The organism is Yersinia canariae (assembly GCF_009831415.1).
Taxonomy (GTDB): Bacteria; Pseudomonadota; Gammaproteobacteria; order Enterobacterales; family Enterobacteriaceae; genus Yersinia; species Yersinia canariae.
Genome location: NZ_CP043727.1, coordinates 1,185,400 through 1,203,068, shown reverse-complemented (window position 1 = coordinate 1,203,068; position 17,669 = coordinate 1,185,400). Strand labels below are relative to the sequence as shown.

Below are 17,669 nucleotides of genomic sequence, written 5' to 3'. Positions count from 1 at the left end.
GCCACTCTTTGAAGATTTGTATTGATGCGCGTCTTAATATTCTGTGTCAGTCAGGTGTTATTGATCACGATATTGGCCAAGGATTAGACCAAGTTATCAACCGGTTAGAGCATTTTTGGCAACTACCGGTGCAAGGTTATCAAGGGGTGGTGGCTATCACCCATATGGCAAATGCATTAATGCGAACCCGACGAGGTGAAGAGATAGCTGCGCTGGATCCGGCAATATTAGCGGAAATTGTCCAAAGTGAAGAGATTCACTATATCCGGGAGATAAATCAGGATTTATTGGCCTTTTTTTCACTGAAGCCCGCAGAAAATGAAATCGGATATTTACTCGCGAACCTATACGGTCTATACCTTTCTAGTGATACACCTTTGCTGCGTTAAAATAGTTTTGGGATAAGGTTCGAAAATACAACATCAGGGTCTTTTTTATCATAAATATTCAAAATAATAATAATTTAATAAGTATAATTATGCCTAGGGCGTTCAGGACATATAATGTTTTTAAAAACCCTATTAAAACAAAACAGTAAGCTTATTGATGTCGCAATTTCCTTCTGGCGTCAGGGGAAAATCGGCCCTGATAGCTATGTCATAGATGTAGAACAAACTGAAGCTAATGCCCGTTTACTGCTTCAAACTGCGCATCATCACCAGATAAAACTATATTTGATGAGCAAACAGTTTGGGCGTAATCCGGAGCTGTGTCGCCGCCTGCTAGCGTGCAGTTATCAAGGTACACGTTATCACGGTATGGTGGCGGTTGATTTTAAAGAAGCGCGCCAACTCTATCGCCATGCTATTCCTGTTGCCCACATTGGCCATCTGGTACAACCGCCTTGTGCCATGCTAGCGGAGATAATCCGTCAGCGGCCGGAAGTGATAACCGTTTTCTCATTGGAAAAGGCACTGGAAATCTCGCAGGTCGCGCATCGCCAACATATTATCCAACCGCTAATGCTGAAGGTTTGCCAATCGGGAGATTTACTCTATTCCGGGCAGGAATCAGGGTTCGAGTTACATCATTTACCAGCAGTCATTGCAGCCCTTCGAGAAATGCCGGGGGTGCGATTGGTCGGGATAACGCATTTTCCTTGCCTAATGTATGACCCCTTGCACCAACAGACATTGCCAACAACCAACATGCAAACCTTACTGGCTGCGCGGGATATTCTGCAAGCAGAAGGAGTGGCCATTGAACAAGTAAATGCCCCCTCAGCAACCAGTTGCACCACCTTGGCCCAACTGGCCACATTGGGCATCACACACAGTGAACCCGGCCATGCCCTTACCGGGACTATCCCTGCCAATCAACATGGCGACCAACCAGAACAAATATCAATGCTGTATCTATCTGAAATTTCTCACCATTTTTCTGGCAACAGCTATTTATTTGGTGGCGGTTACTATCGCCGTGGTCATTTGAAAAATGCATTAATTTGGCATGATAACCACTTCAGCCAAGCCTCTGTATTGCCGATTGATAATGACAGCATTGATTACTGTCTGCATTTGGCCGGTCAATTCCCGATAAGTAGCCCGGTTATCATGAGTTTTCGCACCCAGATATTCGTGACTCGCAGTGACGTTGTGTTAATTGATGGTATCCAAAGTGGGGCTCCCCACATCCTTGGTTACTATGACAGCCAGGGTAATACGCTGGGTTAACTTATAAAAAAGCTGATTAGCCCAATGCGTTAGTTTATTTAATGTATTCCCATGATAGTCTTAACTATTCATATTTAATTTCTTCGGAGTCCGCCCGATGATTAATCCCGATGGATACACCTACGCGCACGAACATCTCCATATTGATTTATCCGGATTTAAAAATAATCTGGACTGCCGGTTGGATCAATATCAGCCCATTTGTGACGAAATGTGTGAATTAGTGAGTAAAGGGGTGGTGAATATCGTCGAAGTCACTAACCGATATATGGGCAGGAATCCGCAGTTTTTATTGAATTTAATGCGAGATAGTGGCATCAATGTTATCGCCTCAACCGGCTATTATACCGACAGTTTCTATCCACCGATGGTTCGTGAGAGTAGCGCGCAACAGTTGGCGAAAACCATGATTGATGAAATCGAGGTTGGCATTGACGGCACTGAACTGAAGGCCGGTGTAATAGCCGAAATTGGCACCAGCGAGGGCGTGATTACCCCTGACGAAGCCAAAGTCTTTCATGCCGCAGCACTGGCTCACCATGCCACCGGCCTACCCATCTCGACCCATACCAGTTTCAGTACTATGGGATTGGAGCAAATCGCGCTGCTCAAGCAACATGGTGTATCGCCCGAGCGCGTGGTCATTGGCCATTGTGACCTGAAAGAGCAGCCCGACCTTATTATGAAAATGATCGATATGGGCGTATATGTCCAATTCGATACTATTGGTAAAAATAGCTATTTCCCAGATGAACGCCGTGTCGCCATGTTAGTCATGCTCGCTGAGCGCGGGTTATTGGATAAAGTCATGCTCTCTATGGATATAACCCGCCGCTCACATTTAAAAGCCAATGGCGGCAGTGGATTTAGCTATTTAGTTGATTCATTTGTTCCCATGTTACTGGCCGCAGGGATTTCCCCCGATAAGGTGGAAATGATGTTGCGCCACAATCCTAATAAATTTTTCACCACGCAAGGAAAGTGATTATGAAGAAGATTGGCATTGCCGGGCTGCAACGAGAGTTAATCCGCGAAATGATTGAGCAGACGGCACCGAATACTTTTGAAACATTTATTCTCTCGGATATGGATGCCGCTATCAAAGTGAAAGAAGGCCAATTGGATTATTATATTGGTGCCTGTAACACTGGGGCCGGAGCCGCATTATCAATGGCTATCGCGATTATTGGGTACAACAAAAGCGCCACGATCGCCAAGCCCGGTATCAAAGCAAAACCAGAACAAATAGAAAAATTTGTCACTGAGGGCAAAGTGGCGTTTGGCTTATCGGTTGAACATATTGAGCATGCTATCCCACTGCTTATCACGCAGTTGCGCTAAGGGGACCACCGTGGATTATATTCATATTGTTGTGGTTGCCCTGCTGACAGGGATGACCGCGCTGCTTTCTCACCGCAGCGTCGCCGTGTTCCATGACGGCATCCGCCCGATTTTGCCACAATTGGTTGAAGGTAATATGAGTCGCCGTGAAGCGGGCAGTATCGCTTTTGGCCTGAGTGTCGGCTTTATTGCCTCCGTCGGCATTTCTTTCACACTCTCAACCGGTTTGCTTAACTCTTGGCTGCTGTTTCTGCCGACCGACATCATTGGCGTGCTGGCGATCAATAGCTATTTGGCCTTCGCACTTGGCGCTGCCTGGGGTATTTTAGCCCTGACCAGCTTACCGGCTGTTAATACCGCGCTGACTTCATTGCCAGTAAACTTTATTGGCTCATTAGGGGAGCTGAGCAGCCCGGTAATTTCAGCCTTTGCCCTGTTCCCGTTGGTCGCCATTTTCTACCAGTTTGGCTGGAAAACTGCCATCGTCTCTGCTTTTATCGTGCTGCTGACCCGCCTACTCATTACCCGTTTCACAGGGTTATTCCCTGAATCTATTGAGATTTTCGTCGGTATGATTCTGCTTATCGGCATTGCTATCGCGCAAGACATAAAAGCCAAAACTCACCTGGGAGGGGGTGGCGGGCACTCTGTTTTTGAAGAGCGAACCCAGCGAATTATTAAAAATCTCCCCATGTTGGCAATTGTCGGCGGGTTAATTTCTGCGGTCGCCAGCATGAAGATCTTCGGCGGCAGTGAAGTGTCAATTTATACACTGGCCAAAGCCTATGCGCCGGGCATCACACCGGAAGAGTCACTGGCATTAATCCATCAGGCATCATTGGCCGAGTTTATGCGCGGCCTCGGCTTTGTGCCGTTAATTGCCACTACAGCGCTGGCAACCGGTGTTTATGCAGTAGCCGGTTTCACCTTCGTGTTTGTGGTCGGCTATCTGGTGCCGAATCCATTGCTGGCAGGGATAATTGGGGCGGTAGTGATATCGCTGGAAGTGCTGATGCTGCGCTCAATCGGCAAATGGCTGGGCCGCTTCCCGTCCGTGCGTAATGCCTCCGACAATATTCGTAATGCCATGAACTTGCTGATGGAATACGCGCTGTTAATCGGGGCTATTTTCGCGTCTATCAAGATGGCGGGCTATACCGGTTTTACTATCACAACGGCGCTCTATTTCCTCAACGAAGCTATTGGCCGCCCAGTCATGAAGATTGCCGCGCCGGTTGTCGCCGTGATTATCGCCGGTGTTGTGCTGAATCTGTTCTATTGGCTGGGGTTGTTTGTTCCCGCCTAATCACACCAATTTGAAGTTATTTATAGAGACATAAAACTAAAAAGCCCGTTCGTCGCAAAACGAAACGGGCTTTTTACTGCATCAGACAGAAATTAAATCGCTTCTTCGTCTTGCTCACCAGTACGAATACGCACCACGCGGGAAACATCAAAGACAAAGATTTTGCCATCACCGATTTTGCCGGTCTGAGCCGTTTGCATAATCGCTTCTACGCAGGTATCCACAATATCGTCAGCAACAACAATTTCAATTTTTACTTTTGGCAGGAAATCCACCATATACTCAGCGCCGCGGTACAGTTCGGTATGCCCTTTCTGGCGACCAAAACCTTTTACTTCTGTTACCGTCATCCCGGTGATACCGACTTCAGCTAGCGCCTCACGGACATCATCGAGTTTGAATGGCTTAATAATCGCGTCAATTTTTTTCATGGTGAATCCCTGTTTACCAATTCTTGCGGCCAAAGCCTGATGTAATCGGATAGCGTCTATCTTTACCAAAATTGCGGGCGGTGATGCGCGGCCCGACAGCAGACTGACGCCGTTTGTATTCGTTGATATCTACCAAGCGGATGACTTTACGCACGATAGTTTCATCAAAACCGTCAGCCACCAAATCGGCAACTGACTTATCCTGCTCGACATACCCTTCGAGAATGGCGTCCAAAATATCATAAGGTGGCAGGCTGTCCTCATCTTTCTGATCAGGTGCCAACTCCGCTGATGGTGGGCGGGTAATAACCCGCTGCGGAATCACGTAGGAAACAGTATTGCGATATTCTGATAGTTTAAATACCAAGGTTTTGGGCACATCTTTCAGAACATCAAAGCCCCCCGCCATATCACCGTACAGTGTGGCGTAGCCTACGGCCATTTCGCTTTTGTTACCGGTAGTTAATACAATACTGCGGCGCTTGTTCGACAAAGCCATCAGCACCACACCACGGCAGCGCGCCTGAAGATTTTCTTCGGTAGTATCACGCGCGGTGCCAGCAAACATGGGTGACAATTGGCTCATAAAGGCATCAAACATCGGCTCGATGGAGAGTACATCAAACTCGATACCCAGAATTTCAGCTTCTTCTTTGGCATCAGCAATACTGATATCTGCGGTGTAACGGAAAGGCATCATCAATGCCTGAACCTTATCTTTACCCAACGCATCCACGGCAATCGCCAGTGTCAATGCGGAGTCAATCCCGCCCGATAACCCGAGAACTGCACCATTAAAACCATTTTTAGTCACATAATCGCGAACCGCCAACACCAAAGCTTCATAGACTTGTGCCAATGGCGGTAGCTCAGCGGCAGGGGCCATCATTGGCACCACTTCGCACTCATTGAACTGCAATAAGGTGGTTTGTTCGGCAAATGCCGCCAGACGGTGAGTCATATTGCCGGCAGCATCAAATACTTTGGAGCAACCATCAAAAATCAGCTCATCCTGCCCACCAATTTGGTTGAGATACACCAATGGTAAACCGGTGCGCTGGCAGTGAGCCGCCATCAGCGTTTTACGAATATAGGGTTTTTCACGGTTATACGGCGAGGCATTGATAGACAACACAATTTCCGCACCCGCGGCTTTGACTGCATCAACTGGGCCATCAAACCATAAGTCTTCACAGATAAGCAGGCCCAGACGATAGTCTTGTAACTCCACCACACAGGTTTCATGACCGGCGGAGAAATAGCGTTTTTCGTCGAATACACCGTAGTTGGGCAATTGCTGTTTGAAATAGCGCCCCTGCAATTTGCCGTCAGAAAACAGTGACAACGCATTGTACAGCTTGCCACCCTCGCGCCATGGATGCCCGACCAATACGGCAATCTGTTGCGTGGCCGCCTGCAAACGATCCAATTGCGCTTCGCAGCGTTGATAGAAATCATCACGATACAACAGATCTTCTGGCGGATAACCGGACAAAGCCAGCTCAGAGAACATGACCAGTGAAGCTCCCGCTTTCTGCTGCTCATGCAAGGTTTGCAACATACGTTCAGTGTTGCCTTCAATATCGCCGACCAGCCAATTCAACTGGGCTAACGCAATGGCAAGTTTTCTGCTCATGGTATTTAAACTCGGTTATCAGTGTGTCAGTAACCCGGATTATCCGCGACTAACAACAGTTATTCTTTAAAATCATTGGCATCCAGTTCATGGCGTGACAACAATTTGTAAAATTCAGTGCGGTTACGCCCTGCCATTCTCGCGGCCTGGGTCACATTGCCCTTAGTGATTTGTAACAGTTTACGCAAATAATTCAATTCGAATTGATTACGCGCCTCTACAAAAGTCGGTAAAGCCGTGTTTTCGCCTTCCAGCGCCTGTTCAACCAGAGCTTCACTGATAACCGGCGCGGAGGTAAGTGCCACACATTGCTCAATCACATTGACTAACTGGCGCACATTACCCGGCCAACTGGCGGTCATGAGCCGTTTCATGGCGTCGGTTGAGAAGCTGCGGACAAATGGCTTATGGCGTTTGGCTGATTCGCGTAACAGGTGGTTAGCCAGCAGCGGGATATCTTCTGAGCGCTCATGTAGCGCGGGGATCTTAAGATTCACCACATTCAAACGATAGTAGAGATCTTCACGAAATTCATTTTTTGCCATCGCTTTGGGCAAATCGCGGTGAGTGGCGGAAATCACTCGAACATCAATACTTAAATCACGGTTACTGCCCAATGGGCGCACTTTGCGTTCCTGCAACACTCGCAGCAGTTTCACCTGTAAAGACAACGGCATATCGCCGATTTCATCTAAGAATAATGTTCCACCTTCGGCGGCCTGAAATAGCCCTTCGCGGCTACTGACTGCACCGGTAAAAGCACCTTTAGCATGGCCGAATAATTCTGATTCCAGCAATTGCTCAGGTAATGCACCACAGTTGATGGCGATAAAAGCTTTCTTCGCTCTTGGGCTGGCGGCATGAATCGCTTGCGCCAATACTTCTTTACCGGTGCCGCTTTGCCCATTGATCAACACGCTAACATCAGACTGTGCCACCATTTTGGCCTGCTCGAGCAAACGCAACATCACAGGGCTGCGGGTCACTATTTCTTCACGCCAGGTATCATCACCGGCAGGAATAGAAAGTTCTAATGCTGCATCAATCGCTTTGTATAACGCATCGCGATCAACCGGTTTAGTCAGGAAACTGAACACGCCCTGTTGAGTGGCGGCTACCGCATCCGGAATAGAGCCATGTGCGGTCAGAATAATCACCGGCATACCCGGCTGGTGCTTTTGAATTTCAGCAAACAGCGCCATGCCATCCATTTCATCCATCCGCAAGTCACTGATAACAAGATCAATTTTCTCACGCATCAACAGACGCAATGCTTCCTGCCCACTTTCAGCGGTGGTGACATTAAAACCTTCACTGGTTAAACGCATTCCCAGCAACTTCAGTAAGCTGGGGTCGTCGTCAACCAGCAGTAGATTGGCCGGTTTGCGTGGCGTCATGTGATTCCTTATTGGTCGCAGGTGGGACGTCAGCTGGCGGTACGACTGGCGGTGTATAAGTATCCGCCGGTTTTTCTACCGGTTGCGGCGCGGGTTTGGTGTCAGCTTGTGGCTCTGCAGGTTTACTCTCAACAGGACTGGCCTCCGCAGGTTTGGCTTCCACCGGCTTGGTTTCAGCCGGTTTAGCGGGCTCTACTTTGGGCTGGGGTTTGGCCTCTGCTGGCTTAGCTTCTGTTGGTTTAGTTTCTGCTAGCTTAGTTTCCGCTGGTTTGGCCGCTGCTGCTTTGCTATCAGCATCGGTTTCCGGGATCTCATTTTGCAGTTGCTTACGTGATGAAAGCTGCCGTTCGATATCGGTTAAATTTTCCAGTTTCCGGGTAGTGTCCAGCAAATTATATTGTAGCCGAACCTGACTTTCCCTCAAACGGTCAATCTGCGCGTCGGACTCTTCTTGTAAACGCTGATAACGCGTGCGCTCCTCAGCCAGCGAAATGCGCAGAACCTGCTGCTCACGCCACAGTTGAATCAAGGGACGCACAGCACCGGGGAAACTTTGGCTGTAACTGTTCAGGCGCTCCACCACCTGACGGCGCTCAGCAATTGAAGGCTCGGAACTGCTCACTAAAATGCCCTGTTTAAAGGCCGCTGACCACGTCACTGCCGGCAATGTTTTGGCGAGTGCCCGTGCTTGAGTTGACCCCATACGTTCAGCACAATCCATCGCCCGTAGCCAGTAAAGTGAATTTTCTAACGTCTCTTTATCGTCAAGATTCCACAGCACATCACAGGATAACGTCCGATAATCAACAATCTTCGTTTCTGGGATAACCATCTGCACAGCTTGAGAAAAACGGCCACTGGTCGGGTTATCAGTACATCCCGTGAGTAATAGAGGGGCCAGCAACAAAGCTCGCCAAAAAATACTCGTGCCAAATTTACCTGCGGGCATGACTGCCGCAGTTGACACGTTACTTGTTAAAAAGACGGTCTTTTTCATCAAGTTGCTCATAGACCATGTGTACATTATTTATTCATTCTCGGCGGTTAATGGCAATTCCACACGGAAGCAGACTGCGGCGTAATCCACGGACACCAATTGCAAGTCACCCTGCATACGTTTGATGCAGTCCTGAGCAATACTCAACCCCAGCCCGCTGCCTTTGACGGCCCCTTTTCGCTGATGACTTCCCTGGAAAAAAGGCTCAAATATCATTGTTTCTTCCGATACCGGGATCGATGCGCCGGTATTGGCAATATCAATTTGCACGCGGTTATTCACCAGACGGCTACTCACCCAAATGGTACCGGATTCCTCGCCATAGTGCACCGCATTGGAGTAGAGATTATCTAATACCCGCATCAATAGTGTCGGATCTGCCCAACAAATATCCGCTTGAAGATCCGTCTCGGTACGAATCATCTTGGCGCGCGCGGGCAAACTATGGGCCGAAATCACATCTTCGACCATTTCGACCAATTCAACATTTTCAAGTTCACCGGGGCCATCGGCTAATTTACGGTTATAGTCCAATAATTGCTCAATCAATAATTGTAAATGGCGGCTGCTATTATCAAGGATGGCAACCACTTCTTTTTGATCTTGGGTCAATGGCCCGGCCACCTCATCAGCCAATAATTCAGTACCTTCGCGCATACTGGCCAGCGGCGTTTTCAACTCATGAGAAATATGGCGCAAAAACTCATGGCGCTGTGATTCGAGCCAGGCCAAACGCTCGCTGAGCCAAATAATGCGCTGTGCCAGTGAGCGTAATTCGCGCGGCCCTTTAAACAACGCAGTATTGCCCAGCGGCCGCCCTTCCCCCAGCCGATTAATCATCCGTTCGATACCCTTAACTGGCCCAATAATCATGCGGGTGAATAACACCACCAGTAACACACTGACCAAGAACAGTAGCAGGGATTGCCAGCCAAAAAATTGCCCACGCTCGGCGATATCTTTTTGCAACTGTTGCCCGCGAGAGAAAATCACATCACGAGTTGCCTGCACCATTTCCGCATTGGAGCGGGAAAACTGCTCTAATAAGGCGGATGCATTTTGTGCCGGGCCGCTATTTTTACATTGAATATCAGAAAGTTGTGTCAATAATCCACGCAAAGTCTGGTAATAGCGGGCGTCGGGTAGGATGGGCGCATGAGTATCCAGCATTTGGGCATATTGTTTACGCTGATGCTGATAGAGTTTTGCCAGCGTCGCGTCATCTAAGACACAATATTGGCGATAGCTGCGCTCCATTTCGAGTGCCACACTGGTCATTGCTTCGCTGCGCCGGGCATCTGCCAGCGTAGTGCGATTAATATCTGCCGCCTGGGTGCTGAGGTGGTCAAGACTTTGATATGCCTGATAGGCCAGCACCAGCAGAGGGAGCAGCACCAACAGAAACGCCATGAGCACCAATTGGCGTAAAGATCGGGGGAATAAACGCCATCTTTTCAACGAAATCATCTCATTACCTATCATTCTGTTGTGATGCTAACTGACTTTGCCAGGATTACAATGCCTGTAAGCCAATTAATATCGCCATACCCGAACCCGAGATAAAAAAAAAGCACTTAGCGTTGAGCAAAGTGCTTTTAATTAAGACTGTTTGTTCATTATCGTCAGACTTATCATCTGACCTACTTTTATTGTCAGTGGCAGTAAAAACCGGAGCTTTAGCGTGTCTTTGACCATAATATGCCCTAAATAATTCGAGTTACAGGAAGGCGACAAGTGAGAAAAAAATTGGTCGGGAACCGATTTGAACAGCATTTATGCTGCCCACAGGGTCAGCCAACACACATGCAGCTTGAACTATGACGGGTATAGATGTGACAACGGGGCAATAAATGCCCCGTCGCAGAATATGTGGATGCCCTTAAACATCGTCTCCAGTTTGATGAAGCCGAGGCAATCATCGGGAGGATGAGACGAATAGCATCCAGACATGTCCAAAATTGATGAACTACTCATCACAGCAGGACATAGGCGGCGCCTCACTCAACGTGTCGTCCGATGTTTGATATGTGCATTCACACGATATCGGTTTAGATGGACGATAGGCACCAGTCTTAGGCATCATTCGGTGGCTTATGAAGTGCATATTCCGCTTGACGGCGGGACTATCATAAAGAGGTGAATGAGCAACTGATAGTAATAATGCAGTTAGCGTGCCAACTCTAAAAAACAAAACATAATACACTGAATTTAATCACTAATTATTTTTATATTTTGGCTTTAATATGAGTAGCACTCACCCGATAGAGCCGCTGACTGCTGTTTTGTCGCCAATCCCCGACACTCGACCACCTTAAAAATAAATATCATATAAATCAATTATTTAAATGTCTCTTTTTTGAGACAAATAACTTGTTGATTGTCGTGATTTACCGACAAGATATATAAAATACTTAAAAATCAGTGTATTAAATAAATCTCAGTAACTAAAATGCCCTTTGCTTTCTTATCGATCTCAACCCTTCCCCCGAGAGCAGACTGCGGCACAAATCATCAGAGAGTTATAAATTATGAGATTTAATCAGTTTCATAAATGAGTCACGCTAATCATCTGGCTCGGGTAACGGATATGCAGAGAGCCAAAGTACAGAATGCCAATTAGACATATCACATTAATGAATACAACAAGTGGGGATTATTCTCGTTAATATTTCACTGTCATGCAAAGGAATATAACTATGATAAATATCACTGCCTTCTTACTTTCTCATCTTATCCTTTTCTCCTCTCCATCGGCATCCGGTTTTGATAACCTTTTCAGTAAAATAAAAATCAATAATTTATACACTAATAGCATGAAATGCATGCCAACCGTAAATCAAGTGAATGGTTATTTAGCTAAATATAATAATGATGTTTTTCCTGACTTTATTCTCAATTTTAATTACTCATCTTATCATAAGGCTATTTCTGCATATAAAATTTCATTTTCTCTAGAATCAGAAGTGATGTTGCATTACAGCGCATCTCTCCTCGACAGCCACAATATCGAATTAGATAACAAGAGTGGTTTTGTCAATAACAACATAAAAACAGTGAATTTAGAAATACTTGATATCCAGCCAGGGGAGTATCAATTTATTCTTGAGATTATTGATGATAACAAACAGATGAAAGAGATAACTCAAACAATAGTTATTCCATGAATAAATAAAATTACCGTATGAAAACGAAATAAGAGGGGCATAACGCCCCTCTATTCATTAACCTAATTGCTTACGCGCATTACGGAACATCCGCATCCATGGGCTATCTTCACCCCATTCTTCTGGATGCCACGAGTTACTGACCGTGCGGAAGACGCGCTCTGGGTGCGGCATCATGACGGTTGCCCGCCCGCTGATGCTGGTCACCGCGGTGATACCATGTGCTGAGCCATTCGGGTTAGCCGGGTACTGTTCAGTCACCACACCTTGGTTATTGACAAAGCGCAATGCCACTAAGTTGTTCTGTTCCAGTGTCGCCAAATGCGCAGCATCACGCACTTCAACCCGCCCTTCACCATGAGAAACCGCGATTGGCATGCGGGAGCCCGCCATATCTTGCATAAACAATGAGGGGCTATTTGCCACTTCGACCAAGCTGAAACGCGCTTCAAAGCGATCTGACAGATTACGGACAAATCGCGGCCAGTGCTCAGCACCGGGGATAAGTTCGCGCAGGTTAGACATCATCTGGCAGCCGTTACACACCCCTAATGCCAATGTTTCTGGGCGGTGGAAGAAAGCTTCGAACTCATCGCGCACCCGGTCATTAAACAAAATGGACTTCGCCCAACCTTCACCGGCACCCAGCACGTCGCCGTAAGAGAAACCGCCGCAAGCGACTAAAGTCTGGAAGGATTGCAAATCAGTGCGCCCAGCCAACAGATCACTCATATGCACATCTACAGCATCAAAACCGGCGCGGTGGAAGGCGGCCGCCATCTCAACATGGGAGTTAACTCCCTGCTCACGCAGCACGGCAACTTTTGGTCGCGCCTGCTTGATGATATAAGGTGCGGCAATATCTTCGGCGGGATCAAAGGTCAGTTTCACATTTAAGCCCGGATCCTGTTCATCCTGTTTAGCTTGATGCTCTTGATCCGCACAATCCGGGTTATCACGTAGGCGCTGCATCTGCCAAGTGGTTTCAGCCCACCACAAGCGCAAGGTGCTGCGTTTTTCACTGTATACCACGTCAGTGCCGCTGCGAATATCGAAGACATCTCCCTCAACAGCACCGCCCAGATAATGCACACAATTTGCCAGGCCATGGTCTGCCAGCACTTTTTCCACGGCAGCTCGCTGCTCAGCGCGCACCTGAATAACCGCCCCCAACTCCTCATTAAACAAGGCCGCCAGCGCATCGTCACCCAAGGATTGAATATCAACTTGTACACCGCAATGACCTGCAAAAGCCATCTCAGCCAGTGTCACTAACAGGCCGCCGTCAGAGCGGTCGTGATAAGCCAACAAGGCCTGATCAGTGACCAAACGTTGCATTGCATTGAAGAAGCCAGCCAGCTGTTGCACGTCGCGCACATCAGCCGGTTTATCCCCTAACTGGCGATAAACCTGAGTCAATGCCGTGGCCCCCAGCGCATTATGGCCCGCGCCCAGATCAATCAGCAGCAACGCGTTGTCGCCCTTATCTGTGCGCAACTGTGGGGTCACCGTGTGACGGACATCTTCGATGCGGGCGAAAGCAGTGATCACCAATGACAACGGCGAGGTCATTTCGCGCTGCTCGCCACCTTCCTGCCAGCGGGTCTTCATCGACATAGAGTCTTTGCCCACTGGGATGGTAATCTCCAGCGCCGGGCATAATTCTTCGCCCACTGCGCGCACTGCGTCATATAAGCCGGCATCTTCACCGGGGTGACCGGCCGCAGACATCCAGTTAGCAGACAGTTTAATCCGCTTGAGTTCGCCAATTTGCGTCGCCGCGATATTGGTCAATGCTTCGCCAACCGCCAAACGGGCGGAAGCCGCAAAGTCCAGCAAAGCCACGGGCGCACGTTCGCCCAGAGACATCGCCTCGCCATAGTAACTGTCCAGACTGGCGCTGGTTACCGCGCAGTCAGCCACTGGGATCTGCCATGGGCCAACCATCTGATCACGGGTCACCATACCGGTTACGGTGCGGTCACCAATAGTGATGAGGAAGGTTTTCTCCGCCACGGCCGGCAAATGCATCACGCGTTTTACCGCATCAGCAATATTGATTTCGGCCCGTTGCAGAGCATCACCCTGAGCTTGCAGGCGGGTGACATCACGCAGCATTTTCGGCGTTTTGCCTAACAGCACATCCAGCGGCATATCAATTGGTTGGTTATCGAAATGGCGGTCATTCAGGGTCAGATGCAACTCTTCCGTGGCTTCACCAATAACCGCATAAGGGGCGCGTTCACGGCGGCAAATCTCATCAAACTGGGCCATCTGCGCAGGAGCGATCGCCATGACGTAACGTTCCTGAGACTCGTTACACCACACTTCCAGCGGGCTCATGCCCGGCTCGTCATTAAGAATGTCACGCAGCTCAAAGCGGCCGCCACGACCGCCGTCACTGACCAATTCTGGCATAGCGTTGGACAAACCGCCGGCCCCGACATCATGAATGAACAGGATTGGGTTGTGGTCCCCTAACTGCCAGCAGCGGTCAATCACTTCCTGACAGCGGCGTTCCATTTCCGGGTTATCGCGCTGGACGGAAGCAAAATCCAGATCCGCATCAGACTGGCCGGATGCCATAGAAGAAGCCGCGCCGCCGCCCAGACCGATATTCATCGATGGGCCACCGAGCACCACCAGCTTGGCACCCACGGTGATTTCACCTTTTTGCACATGATTGGCGCGAATATTGCCAATCCCACCAGCCAGCATGATGGGCTTATGATAGCCACGTAGCTCAGTGCCGTTATGGCTGTTTACGCGCTCTTCATAGGTGCGGAAATAACCCAGCAGCGCCGGGCGACCAAATTCATTGTTAAATGCCGCGCCACCCAGTGGGCCTTCGGTCATGATATCCAATGCAGTAACAATGCGGTCCGGCTTGCCGAAATTCTCTTCCCACGGCTGTTCAAAGCCGGGAATACGCAAGTTAGACACGGAGAAGCCCACCAAACCGGCTTTCGGCTTAGCACCGCGCCCGGTGGCACCTTCATCACGAATCTCACCACCCGAGCCGGTAGCGGCACCCGGCCACGGAGAAATCGCCGTCGGGTGATTATGAGTTTCCACTTTCATCAGGATATGCGCCTCTTCCTGATGGTAGCCATACACCCCATTTTCGGGCGCAGCAAAGAAGCGCCCAACCTGAGAACCTTCCATTACCGCGGCATTGTCTTTATAGGCAGACAGCACGTAATCCGGTGTATGTTCAAAGGTATTTTTGATCATTTTGAACAGCGATTTTGGCTGCTCAACACCATCAATTTTCCAGTCCGCATTAAAAATCTTATGACGGCAATGCTCAGAGTTGGCCTGAGCAAACATATACAGCTCGATATCCGTCGGGTTGCGCCCCAGACCAGTAAAGGCTGCCAGCAGATAATCAATTTCATCGGGAGCCAGTGCCAGGCCCAATTTGATATTGGCCTGATCCAGTGCACTGCGGCCCTGAGCCAGAATATCCACCCGTTGTACCGGGGCTGGCTGGTGGTGAGAGAACAGTTGCGCGGCTTGCTGTAAATCAGTGAAGACCGTTTCCATCATGCGGTCGTGCAGCAGTGCCGACAATTGCTGCCATTGATTTTCGGTCAGATTCGGGCCTTGTATATAGAAAGCCAGACCGCGCTCTAAACGCAAAACCTGCGGCAATGCACAGTTGTGTGCAATATCAGTCGCTTTGGAAGACCATGGAGAAATTGTCCCCGGCCTTGGGGTCACCAGCAGTAAACGCCCTTCTGGCGCATGTTCGGGGAGAGAGGGTCCATACTTGAGCAGCCGCTGGAGTCTGGCGTGTTCGTCAGCGCTCAATGGGGCGCTAACATCGGCAAAGTGAACATATTCGGCGTAAATGTCATCTACTGGCAGATGAGCATCCTGGCAACGGGACAGCAGTTTGGTAATACGAAAAGCCGACAAAGCGGGCGAACCACGCAGTATTTCCATAATCTAAGTTTCTCTCGTCTTCGAAGCGACTGGGACAGCACTTCATTGGGCGCAACAGGGGAAAACGCGCGCCATTATAGTGAATCTAAGCCGCCGACGAAACCGTTTGCGTAGCTATTATTCATAATTGCGTCAGAAACCTCGGTGAGAGATATCCGTTGAATGCCGGATAAATAGCTAGCAATTAAAGTTGCACACTGACGATTTGTTGCGCAAAATGCCACTCCACTGGGGATTTAACCATGTCGATTTTCAGCTTCATGACACACATATAAAGAGCGCTGCCGAGAGATAACTATTTGACGCGCATAAAATTAAATTACTTTGTTATCGGTGTAATCGCCTTACTTCTGGCCCTCGCGCTGTGGCCTAATATTCCCTGGCGCAGTAGTCAAGAAGGGCAACTGGACCGTATAAAAGCCCGTGGCGAACTGCGAGTTGGCACAATAAGTTCACCGCTTATCTACTCTACCGGAAAGGATGGCCCTTCCGGTCTCGACTATGAGCTGGCAAAACGTTTTGCTGACTATCTGGGGGTTAAGTTGGTGGTGACCCCACATCATAATATCAACGATCTATTTGATGCTTTAGATAGCGATGATGCAGACCTGATTGCTGCCGGGCTAATTTATAACAGCGAACGTCTTAACCGGGCGCGCACCGGCCCTGCCTATTATTCTGTCTCACAACAGTTGGTCTACCGGTTGGGGGCTACACGGCCAAAATCATTCAGTGACCTGAAAGGCCAGTTGATTGTGGCTTCCGGTTCGGCCCATATGACGACCTTAAAGCAGCTTAAACAGACCAAATACCCCGACCTTAACTGGGGCTCGTCCGTTGACCGCTCTGGAAAAGAGTTATTGGAGCAAGTCGCTGATGGTAAGCTCGATTATACCCTCGGGGATTCCGTCACCATTGCCCTGCTGCAACGCATTCACCCGCAATTAGCCGTAGCATTTGACGTCACAGATGAAGAACCGGTGACTTGGTATTTCCAACAGAGCAATGATGACAGCCTGTATGCGGCGATGCTTGATTTCTACAGTCAGACGGTGGAAGACGGCAGTTTGGCGCGTCTGGAGGAAAAATATCTCGGCCATGTCGGCAGTTTTGATTATGTCGATACCAAAACATTTCTTTCCGCCATCGACGCCGTATTGCCCTCTTTCCGGCCATTGTTTGAAAAACATGCCGGTGAAATTGACTGGCAACTACTGGCCGCAATCGCTTACCAGGAATCCCATTGGAATCCACAAGCTACCTCCCCCACCGGGGTGCGCGGCTTGATGATGCTCACGCGAGCAACTGCCAGTGGCTTGGGAGTCAAAGACAGGATTGATCCCGAAGAGAGCATTAAAGGCGGCTCGGTTTACTTACAGCGGTTAATGCAAAAAGTGCCGGATACCATTCCTGAAGATGAACGCATTTGGTTCGCGCTGGCGGCATATAACTTGGGTTACGGCCATATGCTTGATGCCCGCAAGCTGACCAAAAGCCAAAATGGCAATCCCGACAGTTGGGTTGACGTAAAAATGCGGCTACCAATGTTGAGCCAAAAACGCTACTACCCGAGCACCACTTATGGTTACGCCCGGGGTCATGAAGCCTATAACTATGTCGAAAACATTCGCCGCTATCAGGTCAGTCTGGAAGGATACTTGCAGGAAAAAGAGAAAAAAGCTGCACAACATGCTGCTATTGAGGCCGAACTGGGTAAAGGTTACCCGGTGGTCGGCCCCGGCTGGTCAATCAATAATTAGTGAGATGGCGAGATAA

Annotated in this window: 13 protein-coding genes; 7 read left to right on the top strand and 6 right to left on the bottom strand. The window is 48.9% G+C overall.

What is annotated here, in order from left to right:
* The first annotated feature begins 8 nt into the window (after positions 1 to 8).
* From F0T03_RS05600 to F0T03_RS05580, 5 genes are all read left to right on the top strand, one after another.
* Positions 9 to 389 (top strand): PRD domain-containing protein, encoded by a 381-nt coding sequence (locus tag F0T03_RS05600; protein WP_159677411.1) that lies wholly within the window; start codon positions 9 to 11, stop codon positions 387 to 389.
* A gap of 114 nt (positions 390 to 503) precedes the next feature.
* Positions 504 to 1,673 (top strand): YhfX family PLP-dependent enzyme, encoded by a 1,170-nt coding sequence (locus tag F0T03_RS05595; RefSeq protein ID WP_159677410.1) that lies wholly within the window; start codon positions 504 to 506, stop codon positions 1,671 to 1,673.
* Between the two features lie 97 nt (positions 1,674 to 1,770).
* Positions 1,771 to 2,658 carry a phosphotriesterase-related protein gene (locus F0T03_RS05590; protein ID WP_159677409.1) on the top strand — a complete coding sequence of 296 codons (888 nt, stop codon included), beginning with the start codon at positions 1,771 to 1,773 and terminating at the stop codon, positions 2,656 to 2,658.
* 2 nt (positions 2,659 to 2,660) lie between these two features.
* Entirely contained in the window at positions 2,661 to 3,014 is a 354-nt protein-coding gene (locus F0T03_RS05585) for a DUF2620 domain-containing protein (RefSeq protein ID WP_145554563.1), read from the top strand.
* 10 nt (positions 3,015 to 3,024) lie between these two features.
* Positions 3,025 to 4,320 carry a YhfT family protein gene (locus F0T03_RS05580; protein WP_145554564.1) on the top strand — a complete coding sequence of 432 codons (1,296 nt, stop codon included), beginning with the start codon at positions 3,025 to 3,027 and terminating at the stop codon, positions 4,318 to 4,320.
* Positions 4,321 to 4,412: 92 nt separating this feature from the next.
* Here the strand turns inward: F0T03_RS05580 and glnB are convergent, their stop codons facing one another.
* From glnB to F0T03_RS05555, 5 genes are all read right to left on the bottom strand, one after another.
* Entirely contained in the window at positions 4,413 to 4,751 is a 339-nt protein-coding gene (gene glnB, locus F0T03_RS05575) for a nitrogen regulatory protein P-II (protein ID WP_002231018.1), read from the bottom strand.
* 13 nt (positions 4,752 to 4,764) lie between these two features.
* Positions 4,765 to 6,387, bottom strand: coding sequence for an NAD+ synthase (locus tag F0T03_RS05570; protein ID WP_159677408.1), 1,623 nt, complete (start codon positions 6,385 to 6,387; stop codon positions 4,765 to 4,767).
* A gap of 59 nt (positions 6,388 to 6,446) precedes the next feature.
* Positions 6,447 to 7,784 (bottom strand): two-component system response regulator GlrR, encoded by a 1,338-nt coding sequence (gene glrR, locus F0T03_RS05565; protein ID WP_050108075.1) that lies wholly within the window; start codon positions 7,782 to 7,784, stop codon positions 6,447 to 6,449.
* Complete coding sequence (gene qseG / locus F0T03_RS05560; protein ID WP_159680703.1) at positions 7,747 to 8,733, bottom strand: two-component system QseEF-associated lipoprotein QseG; 987 nt, start codon at positions 8,731 to 8,733, stop codon at positions 7,747 to 7,749. Before qseG ends, glrR begins: the two co-directional genes overlap by 38 nt.
* A 78-nt stretch (positions 8,734 to 8,811) precedes the next feature.
* The gene (locus F0T03_RS05555; protein ID WP_162526884.1) at positions 8,812 to 10,248 is read right to left on the bottom strand and encodes a sensor histidine kinase; all 1,437 of its coding nucleotides are present in this window, start codon (positions 10,246 to 10,248) and stop codon (positions 8,812 to 8,814) included.
* Between the two features lie 1,229 nt (positions 10,249 to 11,477).
* On the opposite strand from F0T03_RS05555, the gene F0T03_RS05550 reads away from it, so the two are divergent.
* Positions 11,478 to 11,945, top strand: coding sequence for a hypothetical protein (locus F0T03_RS05550; RefSeq protein ID WP_159677406.1), 468 nt, complete (start codon positions 11,478 to 11,480; stop codon positions 11,943 to 11,945).
* A gap of 57 nt (positions 11,946 to 12,002) precedes the next feature.
* Here the strand turns inward: F0T03_RS05550 and purL are convergent, their stop codons facing one another.
* Positions 12,003 to 15,893, bottom strand: coding sequence for a phosphoribosylformylglycinamidine synthase (purL, locus tag F0T03_RS05545; protein ID WP_159677405.1), 3,891 nt, complete (start codon positions 15,891 to 15,893; stop codon positions 12,003 to 12,005).
* 299 nt (positions 15,894 to 16,192) lie between these two features.
* Between purL and mltF the strand changes: the two genes are divergently transcribed.
* Complete coding sequence (mltF, locus tag F0T03_RS05540; protein WP_159677404.1) at positions 16,193 to 17,653, top strand: membrane-bound lytic murein transglycosylase MltF; 1,461 nt, start codon at positions 16,193 to 16,195, stop codon at positions 17,651 to 17,653.
* Positions 17,654 to 17,669 lie beyond the last annotated feature (16 nt).

Bases quoted from the DNA above. Each gene is read 5' to 3' on its own strand.
- F0T03_RS05595 (WP_159677410.1), top strand. From the start codon at position 504: ATGTTTTTAAAAACCCTATTAAAACAAAACAGTAAGCTTATTGATGTC.
- F0T03_RS05590 (WP_159677409.1), top strand. From the start codon at position 1,771: ATGATTAATCCCGATGGATACACCTACGCGCACGAACATCTCCATATT.
- F0T03_RS05585 (WP_145554563.1), top strand. From the start codon at position 2,661: ATGAAGAAGATTGGCATTGCCGGGCTGCAACGAGAGTTAATCCGCGAA.
- glnB (WP_002231018.1), bottom strand. From the start codon at position 4,751: ATGAAAAAAATTGACGCGATTATTAAGCCATTCAAACTCGATGATGTC.
- F0T03_RS05570 (WP_159677408.1), bottom strand. From the start codon at position 6,387: ATGAGCAGAAAACTTGCCATTGCGTTAGCCCAGTTGAATTGGCTGGTC.
- glrR (WP_050108075.1), bottom strand. From the start codon at position 7,784: ATGACGCCACGCAAACCGGCCAATCTACTGCTGGTTGACGACGACCCC.
- qseG (WP_159680703.1), bottom strand. From the start codon at position 8,733: ATGCCCGCAGGTAAATTTGGCACGAGTATTTTTTGGCGAGCTTTGTTG.
- F0T03_RS05555 (WP_162526884.1), bottom strand. From the start codon at position 10,248: ATGATTTCGTTGAAAAGATGGCGTTTATTCCCCCGATCTTTACGCCAA.
- F0T03_RS05550 (WP_159677406.1), top strand. From the start codon at position 11,478: ATGATAAATATCACTGCCTTCTTACTTTCTCATCTTATCCTTTTCTCC.
- purL (WP_159677405.1), bottom strand. From the start codon at position 15,893: ATGGAAATACTGCGTGGTTCGCCCGCTTTGTCGGCTTTTCGTATTACC.